The sequence below is a fragment of the Candidatus Paceibacterota bacterium genome (genome assembly GCA_035404205.1).
Classification (GTDB): Bacteria; Patescibacteriota; Minisyncoccia; order UBA6257; family JAVHQB01; genus JAVHQB01.
On sequence record DAONGQ010000001.1, the window covers coordinates 66,658 to 82,208 of the forward strand.

14 protein-coding genes and 3 tRNA genes are annotated in these 15,551 nt (G+C 38.8%); 4 read left to right on the plus strand and 13 right to left on the minus strand.

Annotated features, from left to right (window positions below):
- The 8 genes from PK547_00270 to pheS form a co-directional block, all read right to left on the minus strand.
- Positions 1-734 (minus strand): PrsW family intramembrane metalloprotease (locus tag PK547_00270; protein ID HPR91167.1); only part of this gene is annotated, 734 nt, incomplete at its 3' end.
- A gap of 4 nt (positions 735-738) precedes the next feature.
- Positions 739-1,392 (minus strand): FAD-dependent thymidylate synthase, encoded by a 654-nt coding sequence (thyX, locus tag PK547_00275; protein ID HPR91168.1) that lies wholly within the window; start codon positions 1,390-1,392, stop codon positions 739-741.
- An 8-nt stretch (positions 1,393-1,400) separates the two neighbouring features.
- Complete coding sequence (tmk, locus tag PK547_00280; GenBank protein ID HPR91169.1) at positions 1,401-2,090, minus strand: dTMP kinase; 690 nt, start codon at positions 2,088-2,090, stop codon at positions 1,401-1,403.
- A 137-nt stretch (positions 2,091-2,227) separates the two neighbouring features.
- Positions 2,228-2,653: a 50S ribosomal protein L11 gene (gene rplK, locus PK547_00285; GenBank protein ID HPR91170.1), complete on the minus strand. Its 426-nt coding sequence runs from the start codon at positions 2,651-2,653 to the stop codon at positions 2,228-2,230.
- A 28-nt stretch (positions 2,654-2,681) separates the two neighbouring features.
- Positions 2,682-3,227 (minus strand): transcription termination/antitermination protein NusG, encoded by a 546-nt coding sequence (gene nusG / locus PK547_00290; GenBank protein ID HPR91171.1) that lies wholly within the window; start codon positions 3,225-3,227, stop codon positions 2,682-2,684.
- A 272-nt stretch (positions 3,228-3,499) separates the two neighbouring features.
- On the minus strand, positions 3,500-5,548 hold the full coding sequence (gene gyrB, locus PK547_00295) for a DNA topoisomerase (ATP-hydrolyzing) subunit B (protein HPR91172.1): 2,049 nt from the start codon (positions 5,546-5,548) through the stop codon (positions 3,500-3,502).
- A 33-nt stretch (positions 5,549-5,581) separates the two neighbouring features.
- Positions 5,582-7,699, minus strand: a complete 2,118-nt coding sequence (pheT, locus tag PK547_00300; GenBank protein HPR91173.1) for a phenylalanine--tRNA ligase subunit beta — start codon at positions 7,697-7,699, stop codon at positions 5,582-5,584.
- 39 nt (positions 7,700-7,738) lie between these two features.
- On the minus strand, positions 7,739-8,791 hold the full coding sequence (gene pheS, locus PK547_00305; GenBank protein ID HPR91174.1) for a phenylalanine--tRNA ligase subunit alpha: 1,053 nt from the start codon (positions 8,789-8,791) through the stop codon (positions 7,739-7,741).
- Positions 8,792-8,974: 183 nt separating this feature from the next.
- Between pheS and PK547_00310 the strand changes: the two genes are divergently transcribed.
- From PK547_00310 to tyrS, 4 genes are all read left to right on the plus strand, one after another.
- Positions 8,975-9,045, plus strand: a tRNA-Met gene (locus PK547_00310).
- A gap of 123 nt (positions 9,046-9,168) precedes the next feature.
- A tRNA-Met gene (locus PK547_00315) sits at positions 9,169-9,241 on the plus strand.
- A gap of 73 nt (positions 9,242-9,314) precedes the next feature.
- Positions 9,315-9,393 (plus strand) — tRNA-Asp (locus PK547_00320).
- 93 nt (positions 9,394-9,486) lie between these two features.
- Positions 9,487-10,692, plus strand: a complete 1,206-nt coding sequence (tyrS, locus tag PK547_00325; GenBank protein ID HPR91175.1) for a tyrosine--tRNA ligase — start codon at positions 9,487-9,489, stop codon at positions 10,690-10,692.
- Between the two features lie 28 nt (positions 10,693-10,720).
- Here the strand turns inward: tyrS and PK547_00330 are convergent, their stop codons facing one another.
- The 5 genes from PK547_00330 to PK547_00350 form a co-directional block, all read right to left on the minus strand.
- A complete protein-coding gene (locus PK547_00330; protein HPR91176.1) occupies positions 10,721-11,203 on the minus strand; it encodes a hypothetical protein in 483 nt (160 codons plus the stop codon).
- Between the two features lie 14 nt (positions 11,204-11,217).
- Positions 11,218-12,636 (minus strand): Asp-tRNA(Asn)/Glu-tRNA(Gln) amidotransferase subunit GatA, encoded by a 1,419-nt coding sequence (gatA, locus tag PK547_00335; protein ID HPR91177.1) that lies wholly within the window; start codon positions 12,634-12,636, stop codon positions 11,218-11,220.
- 2 nt (positions 12,637-12,638) lie between these two features.
- A complete protein-coding gene (gene gatC / locus PK547_00340; GenBank protein ID HPR91178.1) occupies positions 12,639-12,923 on the minus strand; it encodes an Asp-tRNA(Asn)/Glu-tRNA(Gln) amidotransferase subunit GatC in 285 nt (94 codons plus the stop codon).
- 62 nt (positions 12,924-12,985) lie between these two features.
- Positions 12,986-15,109: an NAD-dependent DNA ligase LigA gene (gene ligA, locus PK547_00345; GenBank protein ID HPR91179.1), complete on the minus strand. Its 2,124-nt coding sequence runs from the start codon at positions 15,107-15,109 to the stop codon at positions 12,986-12,988.
- A gap of 7 nt (positions 15,110-15,116) precedes the next feature.
- Complete coding sequence (locus tag PK547_00350; protein ID HPR91180.1) at positions 15,117-15,455, minus strand: hypothetical protein; 339 nt, start codon at positions 15,453-15,455, stop codon at positions 15,117-15,119.
- Positions 15,456-15,551 lie beyond the last annotated feature (96 nt).

The window sequence follows — 15,551 nt, forward strand, 5'->3', positions numbered from 1 at the left end:
AAGAAAAGACTATCGCTTATATCTAATTTTTTTAATTTATTTATTACCAGAATAATGGAAAATAGCAACCATAAGCTCAAATAAATCATGGCATTCCCTCCGTAAGTAAAAACAAAAAAATTAAAAATCGCATGAATAACGATGCCGACCAGCAAGCCCAAAGCAATGCCCTTTTTATCATGTTCCCAACCCTCATTATTTTTTGCTAGCAATCCCCAGATTAAACCAATTAGACTGGCAGTAAAAATATGCAAAAGATTGGCGCCCAAAAAACGACCAAATAAAGTGCTAAAAATGGTAAGCAAGCCTTGATCGGCGGTAATTAAATTAGCCGAAACCATAATATTCTCTACCAAGGCAAAGCCAGCCGCCCCCATTACCAAATATATAACAGCATCTATAGGTTCGTCGAAATAAGGATTATATCTTAGGATAAGATAAATGATAAAAAATTTAACTAATTCTTCTATGACGGCTCCGCCTAAAACCATAACTGCCCTAAACGTTAGCACTGGTAATTGAACAAGACGAACACTATTGTTTATCAAAAAGGTCTCATAGCCAATAATAATGGGAGAAATAAGCATGCCGGCCACAAAGCAGCCCCACAACCATTTTTTAGGCTCCGGCTTAGTCTTATCGCGTTTTAGAAAGAGGGAAAGCCAAAAAATAATAGGTAAAATTGCCAGGATATTAGCAGCCAAGATAATCCACAATTTATAAAAAAAAGACATATAATTAATGACAATCTTTAGATTTTATGCTAGCAGTATTATTTTGTGCATCAATGATAAAATCATCAAAAATGACAGGAATAAGTTTTTGGAATTCCGAGAGAAGTGGAATCATTATTTCTCTTATTTGGGGATGAGCGGCCGTGGCTGTTCTCATCTTAAAAATATGCCTCCATTCCCTTAAATTGGCAGTCATAACAATTTCCGTTTTTAATGAATTGGGCAATAAACTGCGAGCTTGTTCAGGAGTAGCCCCTTTTCCCAGCAATTTTTCATAGTTTTCTGCTGCTGCTTGAACGCCGGCCAACCACAGGGCATATAATTCACTCTCCTTAGAGAAAAAAGAAGGCTCAATAAATTGGATTTTATGCCCATAATTACAATAGCGCGTAGACTCTTGGGTGTAGGCAGCCAGACGGTGCCTTACTAATTCGTGAGTAACCCCTCTATCACAGATGAATCTCACAGTCACACTCTCATGTTCTAAGATACTTTCGTGTCCCCAATCTAAAATTTTTTTAATAAATACTGACGCGCTCCCCTCATTAGCCTTATCTTCGCTTTTATGAGATAGGCGACCATACATTTCTAGTCTCTTTAAAATAGCTCCCCCATCAATAACAGTTTCTATTTTATGCCCCGGTTTAATAATTTCTATTTCCATAATCATATTTTTAAAAGTTTTAAAAGCTGCGCATAGATATCGGCATTGATTTCTTCCGGCGACCTATCCGCATCTATTACAATCCAATGTTTAGAATCTTTTTTAGCCATTTTAAGATAGGCTTGCCGAACTTTAAGGAAAAATGGCAATTTTTCCTTCTCAAATCTCGTCGGATTTTCGCCTCTTTTTCCTAAACGTTCAGTAAGAAGATTGCGTTTTTTATTCAAAGGCAGGTCTAACAAAAAAACTAAGTCCGGTTTTATCCCCCCAGTAGCCCATTTGACCAATTGATAAATTTCTTTTTCTCTTAGGCCCCTCCCCGCGCCCTGATAAGCAATAGACGACGGCCAGTTACGGTCAGAGATAACTACCACGCCCTTCTTTAAACTAGGCGTAATAATTTCTTCATAATGTTGAGCTCTATCGGCAAAAAAAAGGAGCAATTCAGCCGTAGCGCTCATCTTTCCTTTATTATATTGCAGAATTTGCCTAATCGGTTCGCCTAAACACGTCTTTGGCCCAGGCTCTTTAGTTAAAAGGCAGGGAATATTATCGTCTTTGAGACATTTTTCTAACATTTTTAGTTGAGTGCCTTTTCCACAGCCATCTATCCCTTCCAAGAAAATCAAACGGCCTTTATAAGAACCACTCTTAGGTCGAACCTGAGCGCTAACTTTGCCGTGAATTGCCATAATTTTGTTTCTTCAATTATAGAAACTCATTAAAAGTTTATCAAGTCTTTAAATTAAGTTCATTCAGCCGCTATTCCAAAAACTATTTAGTCAGCACTCAAAATGACAAATTAAAAACCACCCCGCAGGGTGGTTTTTTATTCTACTATGTCTATGCCCATACTGCGAGCAGCTCCTTCCACAATCTTTACAGCCGCCTCAATACTGTTAGCATTCAAATCTGGCATCTTTTTGTTAGCAATCTCTTCTACTTGAGCTCGCGTTACCTTGCCCACCTTAACTTTGAGAGGATTACTAGAACCCTTCTCTATCCCTGCCGCTCTACGGAGAAGGTCAGAAACAGGAGAAATATGATAAGCTAAATCAAAGGTTCTATCTTGATAAATAGTAATTTCCACTGGCACTATCTCTCCTGGTTTATCGGCTGTGGCAGCATTAAATTTAGAACAAAAATCCTGAATATTAACACCGTGCTGACCAAGAGCTGGGCCAACGGGTGGAGTAGGCGTAGCCTTACCGGCCAAAATTTGAAGTTTAAGAACAGCTTTAATTGCTTTTGCCATAATAAAAAATAAAAACTTTAAGTATACTTTAATTTTTTTTGACTTCTAAGAAATCTAGGTCCAACGGAGTTTCCCGATTGAAAAGAGTAACGATTACTTTGACCCTGCCTTTCTCTTCGTCTACTTCAGTTATTTTGCCTTCAAAATCCTTAAAGGGTCCTTCCGTAATCTTAACAACATCCCCCGGCCGGTAGCTAATCTTATAACGAGGCTCTACCTCGCCCAAATTTTTAGTAATAATACCCATTTCCTCAGTAGAAACTGGCATAGGCGTAGTTTCTGTGCCTATAAATCCAGTTACTTTGGGCGTATTACGCACTACATACCAAGACTCGTCGGTAACGATCATATCAACTAGAATATATCCGGGATAAAGCTTTTCTTCTACCACCTCCCTCTTGCCATTCTTTAGTTTTATTTTTTTAACCTTAGGAACAAGCACCTTAAAAATCTTATCCTGCATATCTAGAGCGGTAATTCTTTGCTCCAAACTTTTGGCAACGGCATCCTCGTAACCAGAATAAGTTCTGATTACGTACCAATTCCTGCCAAGATTAATCTGTTGTTTAGCCATGGTCTTCTTATAGTAAGCTCACCCCCCAACTTAATAACTTATCAACTAAAAGTAATAATAAGGACGCCAAAACAATAACAAAGAGCACTTGGAAAAAGGTCTTAGTCAAAGAGGCTTTATCCGGCCAAGTGACTTTCTTTAGTTCATGTCTTGACTCTTGAATATAATTTTTAATTGAGGTAAAAACTTTTGCCATAATTTTTAAAGCTATTTTAAAATGCCCGGATGGGCACTGCCCTATAGTAACAAATGTGCCCTAAAATGTCAAAAATTTAGACATCCAAATTCTTAACGCTTTTAGCGTAAGCTTGAATGAACTTCTTGCGAGGAAGTACTTCGTCTCCCATCAAGATATTAAATAATTTATCTGCTTCTTCTTCATCCACTAATTCCACTTTCTTTAAAACTCGATTAGCGGGATTCATGGTTGTTTCCCAGAGCTGCTGCGGATTCATTTCCCCTAAACCTTTATACCGTTGAATGGCAATGCCTTTTACTTGGCTCAGCTCGGATTCCTCTTCCGTTTCTACTGGTGTTGCCTCTTCTATTTCCGAGTTTTCTTTCTCGTCAGTTTGAATTTCTTTTGTTTTTTCCTTTTTATTCGCTTTTAGTGTTTTACTTAATTCGCTAATAATTTTATCTCGCTCTTCATCGGAATAGGCATAACTCATGTTCTTGCCTGATTGAATGCGGTATAGGGGCGGCTGGGCAATATAAACATAACCATCATCGATGAGGGGCCTGAAATACCGGTAAAATAAAGTCAATAGCAGGGTGCTAATGTGAGCACCATCGACATCAGCATCAGTCATAATGATAATTTTATGATAGCGTAATTTAGTCAAATCAAAATCAGGGCTAATAGAGGTTCCAATGGCAATTATTAAGGCTCTAATCTCTTCGTTAATCATCATTTTATCCACCCTGGTTCGCTCTACATTTAAGATTTTTCCTCGTAGCGGTAAAATAGCTTGGGTGAAACGATCGCGGCCTTGTTTGGCGCTACCGCCTGCGGAATCTCCCTCAACAATAAATAATTCCGAATCCTCCGGCTTACGACTAGTACAATCGGCTAGTTTTCCTGGAAGCGAGGCGCCACTCAAAGCCCCTTTTCTTAAGACATTGTCTCTGGCGCTTTTAGCTGCCATACGGGCTCTCGATGCCAACATGCACTTCTCGAGCATTTTTTTGGCATCATCTTTATTTTTCTCTAGAAATTCTTTTAGAGTATCATTCACCACTGTTTCTACCGCCTGTCTCACTTCGGGATTACCCAATTTAGCCTTAGTTTGACCCTCAAACTGAGGATCCCTTAACTTCACGCTCACAATAGCGGCGAGGCCCTCTCTCACATCATCTCCAGTTAAATTACCTTCTTTTAGAATCCCGCTATTTTTAGCATAATCATTCAGGGAACGTGTTAACGCCGAACGAAAACCAGTTAAATGCATTCCTCCCTCCGGAGTGTGAATGTTATTCGCAAAACTTAATTCATAAGCCTCGATCTCATCTAGATAGCGTAAGGCCACTTCGACATTAATACCATTGATTTCCTTTTGAACATAAAAGATATTGCTATGCAAAGGTTGACTCTCTGCAGTTAAGTATTTTAAATAGGCAATGAGACCGTCGGCAAAATGAAAAGTGTAGGTAGGCGTAAGAGCGCCGGGTCTTTCATCTAAAACCCTAATAGTAATCCCTGGGGTAAGATAAGCCTGCTCTCTTAAATGGTCAATAATAGTTTTAAAATTGAACTTGATTTCAGGAAAAATCTTTGGATCTGGTTGGAAAAGGACATAGGTACCGTTATGGCTGCACGAGCCAATAGGTTTCACTTTTGCCAGTGGTTTACCAGCATTATATTCCTGCATATATTTCTTTCCTTCTCGGCACACTTCTACCCTCATGTAAGTAGATAGGGCATTAACTACGGAAACGCCTACACCGTGAAGACCACCAGAAATTTTATATGAGCTACCGCCAAATTTCCCGCCAGCATGAAGGGTACAAAGAACTGTTTCTAAGGCAGATTTCTTGGTCTGGGGATGGATATCAACAGGAATACCACGTCCATCATCTAAAACGCTGATTTTATCGTCTGCCATGATTCTGACGATAATATTTTTACAAAAACCAGCCATGGCTTCATCCAGGGAATTATCTACAACTTCCCAAACCAAATGGTGCACCCCATCGATTCCGGTAGAACCAATGTACATGCCAGGCCGTTTTCTTACTGGTTCTAGCCCTTCTAAAACATAAATGTCTTTGGCACCATAAGATTCTGTCACTTGGTTATCTTGAGCTTTTTTATCAGCCATAAGTAAATGGGTTAATGCAAGTAAAAAATTAAATTATCTAACTTCTACGTTCCAACGAGCGACCAAATCCTTTTCAATTTTATCCAGCGCTTGATTAATTTCTTCGCTAGAAAGAGTCCTGTCTTTATGTCTAAAAAGTAAATGAAAAGCCACACTCTTTTTATCTTCTGGCAAATTTTTTCCCGCGTAAACATCAAAAACTTCCACGTCTTCCAAGATTCCCTCTTGGGCATCGTTGATTAATTTTAAAATATCGGCGATGGAAATGTTTTTTTGAATTAAAATGGATAAGTCTCTTTTAGCTGCAGGGTATTTATTTAAAGGCACTATTTGCTTATTAACACTTGTCTTTAAGACCATGTTTAGAAGAGCTGTTTCGTCAATATGAAAATAGAGGATTGATTTAATTTGGTTGAAAGTGGATAGAACTTCTTTTTTGCAAAAACCTAACCAGCCCACTACTTGGTCCCCTACTTCTATATTAAGGATGGTTTTATCATCGACAGTGACTAGCCCAGTATAACATTCGTCGTTAGCCAAAGAAAAGCGGGCTGGCAAGCCTTCTTTAGCAAGCCAACGCAAAATAAGCCCCTTGCTAGTGCGTAAAAGCTCTTCTGGGTCTTCTTCAAAAATAGCCAGCACTCCAGCTAAATAAGGAAATTCTCTGAACTGATTATTGTTTTTTTCATAAGTTTTCCCTGTGGCTACCAAGCGAATATTTTTAATAGTCAAAAAGTCATTAACTTGTTTTTCTGTATTTCTTAGGCCCTTCAGTAGGTTAATAAAAGAGAGTGGCTGCAAGTAGGCGGCATCTTGGCTGACAGGATTGACTAAATTTACAGTTCTATTTTGCCAATAAGCGTTAAGCTCGTTGTAATCATTATTGCCAATAAAAGAATAGGTATAGACATCATTAAATCCTTGACTAATAAAATAACTTTTTGTGCGCGCTTCCAAATTCAACTGTTCATTGGGCTCTGGCATGGTTAAAAAACCCAATGGCTTTTGGCTTTGCAGAGAATCATAGCCAATTAAACGGGCGGCCTCCCCTATGATGTCCTCGGCTTCTGTTACATCCAATCTGTAGTAAGGCACATTTACCAGCCAAGCGGAAACATTATTCTTTTTAATATTTTTTATCTTGAAACCTAAAGCGTTTAATTTCTTTTTTGCCTCACTTAAATCTATTGTCTGACCAATAATTTGAGCAAACCTTGCCAAAGGGACTATGATTTCCCTTTCTTTCCCTTTAGAGTTCTCTTCCCAAACACCAGTATCAATAGCCTCTTTGGCTATAGCACCACCGGCAACTTTTTGAATCAAATGGCAAACACGATTGAGGGCAACTTCTGTCAATTCTGGAGACAATTTATGCTCAAATCTCCAAGAAGCATCGGTCTTTAACTGTAATTTTACGCTAGTTAGGTGGGTCGCTCGATAATCAAAATTAGCGCTCTCTATCACAATATTTTTCGTAAAACTGCTAATGGCGGCTCGCTGCCCGCCTTTTACGCCAGCGATGCCCAAAGGTTCGTGGCTATCAGCGATCACCAGAGTGCTTTCGTCTAGTTTATAAGTGTCATTATCAAGAGTGGTGATAATTTCCCCTTTTTTAGCATCGCGGATAACTATATTTTTTATCTTGACCTCCTGCTCTCCATTTGCGGCGCTATCAATTCTATCATAATCAAAAGCATGCAAAGGCTGCCCCAACTCCAACATTGTATAATTGGTTGCATCTACAATATTGTTAATGGGGCGAAGACCACAAGTAACTAATTTTTCCTGCATCCAAATAGGCGAGGGTTTTACTGTCACCCCTAAAATCAGACGACAACTGTAACGTCGGCACTTTTTGTTATTTTGAATTTTTACTTTCAAATAATCGTCAACTTTAATTTTATTGTCTACTTTCAATTCCGTAGGAGGTAGTTTAAGTTTCCTGTTTGTAATAGCAGCTAATTCTCTACTAAGCCCCAGATGATTAGAGACGTCTCCCACCCTATTAGAAAGCAGGTCTACTTCCAAGATATCACCCGTGTTAGTAAGGTCCCGAGCTTCCAAAGAATGGTTGGTTAATAACTCCGCCAATTCTTTGGTAGTTTTTTTTAACCCCGTAATTTCTTTTAGCCAAGCAGCAGAAAATTTCATATACTTGTTTTAAATAAAGCTGACCGCTCTTGATTAATTTTAGAACTGTCTTAATAAACGTAGGTCTGGATTATGAAAAAGGCGAATGTCGTTGATACCATACTTGAGCATGGCAATTCTCTCTAATCCTAAACCAAAAGCAAAACCCTGCCACATTTTAGAATCAATGTTGACATTCTCTAGTACCTTTGGGTGAACCATCCCGGCGCCACAAATTTCTATCCAACCGGTATGGCCACAAATATTACAGCCGTCTCCGTGACAATTAAAACAGCTCATATCCATTTCTACGCCTGGGGTAACGAAAGGAAAATAGCTGGGTCTTAGGCGAATGGTTATATTTGCTTGTTTGAAAACGTAGCCCAAGGTTTTCTCCAAAATATATTTTAAATTCCCCAAATTAACATTCTTATCTATCATAAGACCCTCCAACTGATGAAATTGCACCTCGTGGGTAGCATCCAAAGCTTCGTAACGATAAGTAGTCCCGAGAGCCACCATCTTAAGGGGCGGTTTATGATTCTCCATATATCTTATCTGCAAAGGAGACGTATGTGTTCTCAATAAATAATTGGCACTTTTACTTTTTTTGTCTGTGTTGGCATCATTTTTATTGCTGACCCAGATAGTATCCCACATCTCTCTTGCTGGATGCTCTTCAGGAATATTTAAAGCGTCAAAGTTATAATATTCCGTTTCTATATCTGGACCGGTGACGACGCTAAAACCCAGCTCTTCAAAGGCCTTGACTAGGTCATTCTCTACCAGAGTTAAAGGGTGAGAAAATCCATAGTTAGCCTCCTTGGCCGGTAATGATAAATCTATTTCTAAATCAGACATTTCTGTTGCGCTAGCAAGGTATGAGACTTTGTCCTCATATTGTTTAAGCATTTCACTTCTGGCTTTATTAATTTCTTTGCCCAGCGCTTTTCGCTCTTCAGGTTTTTTCTCTTTGAGTTCTTTATTTAAAATTCCCAACTGGCTCTGTTTCCCCAAATAATGATTATGCCAAGCCTCCAAAGCCTTATTATCACTAATTGACTTTAGAGCATTAAGAGCCTCTGTGCGATAGCTTTCGAGATCAAATTCCATAGAATTATAGTATTTAAAAGCAAGCTATATTATAGCAAAAAAGACCTATTTTTTCAAGTAAAAATGTTTACAAAAATTAATAGATATGTTATAAATAACGGGTAGAAATGCTTAAGAAATGGCTAGAAAGCCTTAAATCTTGCTATTCAGCCATTTTCTGATATAATAGTAAAGTTAAATTATCGCGGGGTAGAGAAGTAGTATCTCGTGAGGCCCATAACCTCAAGGCACAGGTGCAAATCCTGTCCCCGCAACAGCTTTTTATAAAGCTAACCTAAGTTTGTTTAGGTTTTTCTTGTTTTAGCAGATATTTTTGTTTGCTATATCTCCTTAAAAACTTGATAAACTCAGTAAACTTGATAAACTTATCAAGACCCGGCAGGGTAGCTCAGTTGGTAGAGCATGGGACTCATAAACCCAAGGTCGTGGGTCCGATCCCCACCCCTGTCACAAAATAAGATAAAGACGAAATCGAAAAGTCCCGCTTGCGTTAAGAGAATCTTTTGCTATAATCAAAAGTTATGCAGTGGTAGCTTAGCCTGGCTTAAAGCGCCTCCCTGTCACGGAGGAGATCACGGGTCCGAATCCCGTTCACTGCGCCAAACGCTCCTCATAAAATATTATGCTTTAACCACCATTGATGGTTTTTTAATGTTTCTACTTTACAAACTTGATAAACTTGATAAACTCATCATATGACTTCTATTAATACCAATCCAGAGGATGTTGAGTTTGTGCTGACTCGCGGTGTAGAAAATATCTATCCTACTAAAGAGGCCCTGCAAGCCGTTCTCTTGAGCGGCAAAAAATTACGCATTTATGCCGGGTTCGATCCGAGCGCTAAGTCACTTCATATCGGTAATGCTATTGTTTTGGAAAAATTGGGACAATTCCAAAAATTGGGACATCAAATTATTTTCTTAGTAGGCTCCTTTACAGGAATGATTGGCGACCCCACGGACAAAAACGCTGCTAGAGTACAACTAACTAGAAACGAGGTTTTAAAAAACAGCCGTCTTTTTAAATTACAGGCTAGCCACTATTTAAAGTTCACCGGTCCCAATCCGGCCCTGGTCAAATATAACCATACTTGGCATGACAAAATAAGCTTTAAAGACCTCATTGCTCTCGCTTCTCATTTCACGGTTCAGCAAATGATAGAAAGAGATATGTTTCAAAAACGCTTGGCCGAGCAAAAGCCTATCTACCTCCACGAGTTCTTTTATCCCCTGGCCCAAGCTTATGATAGTGTGGCCATGAATGTTGACATGGAAATCGGCGGCAATGACCAAACATTCAATATGTTGTGCGGTCGCAGCTTAGTGAGAGAATTGAATCACAAGGAAAAATTTGTTCTTGCCCTCAAGCTTTTAGCAGACCCTAGCGGTAAAAAAATGGGTAAAACGGAGGGGAATATCATTAGTTTAGACGCTACACCCGACGATATGTACGGTCAGGTTATGGCTTGGCCCGATACCATTATTGTAAATGCTTTTGAATTGTGCACTAACATTTCCGAAGAGCAATTGGCAGATATTAAAAAGGGATTACTGGGTGGTATGAATCCCAAAGAAGCGAAAAGCCGTTTAGCTTTTCTTATTACTGAATTAAACTATGACACTCAAAAGGCCACAGCCGCCCAAAACCGCTTTGAAAAAGTTTTTAGCCAGAAAGATTTAGAAGGGAAAATGCCCTTTTTGCATATAAAGCCAAATCTAAATCTAATGGATATAGTTTTGACAACTAAGCCAGAATTGAGTAAAAGCGCGGCCAGAAGGCTAATAGAACAAGGGGCTGTTTCTATAAATCAGATGGCTTACAAAGATTGGGATAAAGTCCCCCCCTATCACGCTAACGATGTCTTAAAAATAGGCAAACACGAATTCTGGAAAATTAAATAAAGCCTCATAAAAAATACCCTAGCTAAAGCTAGGATATTTTAATGCCCATCTTGTTTAAGCCCTCCTCATATAGCAAAAAATATTTTCTAGCTTCTGCTTGGTCTAGAGAGTATTGTTTTTCCACTATTTGATGACACACTTGATTGGCCAATTTTAAATTAAATTTTGTTTCGTCATCCAATACTTCCGGCGATAATTTTTCCAGCATCTCGGACAAATCCTTTCCCTTATACCCCATTTCGCTAATAATTGTTTTCACAATTCCGTCCGCCTTAAGAAGAGCAATCTGCCAAGCAATCCGGTTGGCTGATTCCATCAATTTTTCGGCCTTCTTAAATCTTCTTCTTAAAATAATTAATGGCGTTCGATTAAGCCAAAATACCTCTTTCCAACTATTAATTTTTTTGTGCCATAAATCCAGTTTCTTATAATAAACTGCAATCCTCCAAATCAATAATAAAGAAAAACATAAACTGAGGATTTTAAGAAAAGAAAAAAAATTAAAAGGCATAAGACTAGGTTAGCTTACTGGAACTGTAATAATTTTTCCACTTGCTCTCCAAAATTAAGTAAAGAAAAATCTTGGTATCTGCTTGCTATTAACTGCACACCCAAAGGTAATCCCTCTGGATTAAATCCCGCCTTTAAATTAATAGCTGGTACCCCTGCCAAATTTGCCGACACGGTAAAAATATCGGCTAGATACATAGAAAGGGGGTCATTAGTTTTAGCCCCAAGCGCAAAAGCGGGTGTAGGAGTGGTAGGAGTAAGAAGATAATCCACTTGTTTAAAAACCCTGTCGAAATCACGCCTAATAGCCTCTTGTACTTGGAGAGCCTTTTTATAATAAGTGTCGTAATAGCCAGCTGATAAAACATATGTGCCTAAAAGTATTCTACGACGCGATTCTTTACCAAAGCCAGACCCCTTATTTCTTAGATAATAATCTAGTATATTTTCCCCCTCCTTAAAACCGTTTTTATTGGCATAACGCAAACCATCGTATCTACCTAAATTGGAGCTGGCTTCCGCCGGCATAATAATGTAATAGCAGGGTAGGGCCAAACTGGTGAGAGGCAAGCTCACTTCCTCTATAGAAGCTCCGGCCATTTTCAGTTTATCAATAAGCTTTTCTAAGCAAAGCTTGATAGCAGGGTCCGTCCCTTCTACGAAATATTCTTTAGGCAAACCTATTTTAATCGCTTGCCAATCTTTGAGAGGCGCTTCTAAAGGAAGAGAAACAGTAGTAGCGTCTTTAGAATCTTTGCCGGCAATAACTTTAAAAATCGTCTTACAATCGTTAACATTATTCGTCAGTGGACCAATTTGGTCCAATGAAGATGATAAGGCCAATAAACCATAACGCGAAACTGCTCCATAACTAGGCTTAAAACCCACTACTCCGCAAAAAGAAGCAGGTTGCCTAATGGAACCGCCGGTATCAGAACCAAGGGCGGCTACGGCTAGCTCGGCGGCTACGGCCACAGCCGAACCACCGGATGAACCGCCCGGCACTAGCTTCAAATTGTAGGGATTATGGGTTGGACCAAAAGCCGAATGCTCTGTGGAGGAGCCCATAGCAAATTCATCCAAATTAGTTTTTCCTAAAACAATAACCCCTCTTTCTTTTAATTTGCTAATGACGGTCGCATCTTCAACTGCCGTATAATCTGCCAAAATTTTTGAAGCAGCGGTAGTCTTTAAACCCTTAACCAGGATATTGTCTTTTACTGCTATAGGAATACCGGCGAGAGTTTCCTGGGGATTATTTTCCAAAATTTTTTCAGCCTTTTTTATTGCCTCGCCCAAAGAAATCTCCTCATTAAGAGATAAATAGGCATTCAATTCCCCATTGCGTTTTTGAATCCGTCCGTTGAAATCTTTCACTAAATCATTGATAGCAACTTCGTGGTTTACTAGTTTTTGATGAATTTCTTTTATCATATTTAAAAAACCGGAGGAATTTTAAGATTGCGCCCTTCTTTTTGAGGAAATTGAGAAATAATATCTTGCGCTATATCCTTATTAACTACGGGGTTACCATCTTCTCGAACCTCGTTTAGGCTTAAACCGATTGAAGCATCCGGTAAATTATCTATTTTGGCTTCTGCCAATTGATTAACATACCCCAAAATACCTTCCAGGTCTCTCTGCAGTGACTCGTTTTCCACCTCACTTAAACTTAGCCTAGCGAGGTCTGCTAAATGATTGATTTCTTTTTTATCTAACATAAAAACAGCTACTTTAAATTAAAGTTAGCATACTATAATTAATATATCTTTGCAAACCGAATTTAAGTTTCCTTTTTGACCTTAGCTAAAAGTTCCAAGAAATCTCGTTCTGATAACATGGGGACGCCCAAGTTCAGAGCTTTGGTATATTTACTGCCTGGATTCTCTCCATATACCAAATAATTGGTTTTCGCAGTTACGCTGCCGCTGACTTTACCTCCCAAAACCTTAACCTCATTTTCAGCCTGATCACGGTTCATTTGGCTTAGCGTACCAGTAAAAACGAAAGAAACATTATGCCAAGCCAAATGGCGACTAACTGTTTTTAAAGTAAGGGTTATGCCGTTAGAGCTCAATTTTTCTAGAAGTTCTTGATTTTCACTGTGAGAAAAATAGTCGGCCAAACTCTCACCAATTTTTGGACCAAAAGCATTAATAGTTTGCCATTCTTGCGCACCTATTTGGGTGCCTACTAGCCAAATATCTCTGGGAGATTTAATGGTCAGTTTGCGCCACTCTGCTTGTTTGGTTAAATAATCAGCTACTAAATAAGCATTCTGGTCTCCAATATGACTAATGCTCAATGATACTAAAAATTTTTCTAAACTAATAACCCTTTTTTTAGTAATAGTATCTATTAAATTAAAAGCCGATAAGTCGCCAAAACCTGGTAAGCTTTTAAGGTCATCGGTGCTCAAGGTAAAAATATCGTCAACATCCTCAATCAGCCCGGCATCAACCAATTTATCTAAAATTTTTCTTCCCAGGCCTTTAATATCAAAAGCTGCTTTAGAAGTAAAATGATAAAGGCGATTTCTATCGCGAGCAGGGCAATGCTTATTAGGACAAATCGTTAAAATATTATCAGTGCTCAAAACTACTTTGGTATGGCACTCGGGGCATTCTTTGGGCATAACAAAATCTTTTTCTTCTCCTGTTCTTAGATCCGGCAATACCTCTGTAATTTTAGGAATAACATCTCCGGCTCTAGTCACTATTACTGTATCGCCTATTTTAAGCCCCAGCCTTTTAATTTCCTCTTTATTATGCAAGGTAGAACGTGTGATAACTGTTCCACCAACCAAAACTGGCTTTAAATGGGCTACGGGCGTAATCACCCCTGTTCTCCCCACTTGTACCGAAATGTCTTCCACTATAGTAGAGGCCTGCCTAGGGGCAAACTTATAGGCAATAGCCCACCGAGGGGCTTTGCCTACTACGCCCAAGATTTTTTGAAATTTTATTTCATTAACATTAATAACCGTTCCGTCTATCTCATATTCGAGGTTATCCCTTTCTTTCCCCAATTGCTCATAAAATTTATAAACGCCCTCTAGGTTATGCTCTAAGGCATTATGGGGGTTAGTTTTAAATCCCAGTGCCTTCATTATAAGGTGCTCTTCTTCGTGAGTAGTTTGACCTAGGTCGGTTACCAAAATATAGCCATAAGCATCCAATTTTCTCTCGGCTGTTATTTTAGGGTCTAATTGTCTAATAGAACCAGCCACTAAATTTCTTGGGTTCGCATATAAGGGCAAGTTTTCCTTTTCTCTCTCTTTGTTCAGACGCAGAAATTCCTTTTTAGTTAAGAATACCTCCCCCCGTATTTCAATCGTTTCAGGCCAATCTTTTTCAAGCTTTTGGACAGCTTTTGTTAACCCTAGCCTTTTTAGCTCAATAATAGCAGTTTCTTTATCATGCAAGCGCAAAGGAATAGCTTCAATAGTTTTTAAATTTTGAGTAACGTCCTCCCCTGTATAACCATCACCTCTAGTAGAGCCCTCCGTAAATAATCCTTTCCTATATATAAAAGACATGGCCAATCCATCAAACTTTTGTTCGCAATAAAAATCTAAATCATTTACGCCTGGCAAAAGTTTGATAATACTAGCGTACCAAGCCTCCATATCTTCTCGGCTAAAAGCATCATTTAAAGAAAGCATTGGCAGAGAATGTTTCACTTTTTTAAATTCGGCTAAAGGTTTTCCGGCCACCCTCTGAGTTGGAGAATCTGGCGTAATCAGCTCGGGATAAAGCGCCTCCAAATCAAAGAGCTCTTTCTTTAAAGAATCTAAAACTTCCGGAGCTACCATATCTTTATCTAAGACATGATAACTATAGCGGTATTTTTCTATAGCCTCTCTTAGTTTCGCTATTCTTTCTTTAACCTTGCCTGCGCTGTCCATGATATATTTACTCAAAATCTACTTCAATGGAGCGAGATGTCGACCCGGAATAACCCTCGGTAACAATTCTCTCATTGTTACATTCGATCGTTTTATACTCGCCACTATAAGATGGCCATGGTTCCTTGCAGACACCGCCGTCTTTTATATAATTATATAAATTTTCTTCACTAGCTCTATCTGCTAAATAGAAAGCCTTGAGGGACTCTACAGCATCATTAGACAATCTAATATCTCTAATAAAAATTGTGCTTAAACTGAAAGACATTAAAACAGCGCTGCTCAAAAGCAGTAAACTAAAGAGTAGCACCTGACCTCGTGCGCCATGTTTTAGTTGGGTAGTCATGCTTTTAAGGAGAAAAATTTAAATTACGGGGAGTAACAGCTGTTTCTAAATTGTAATCCGTGCCTGTATTACTATCCGTTGCCTTTAAAGTAATAA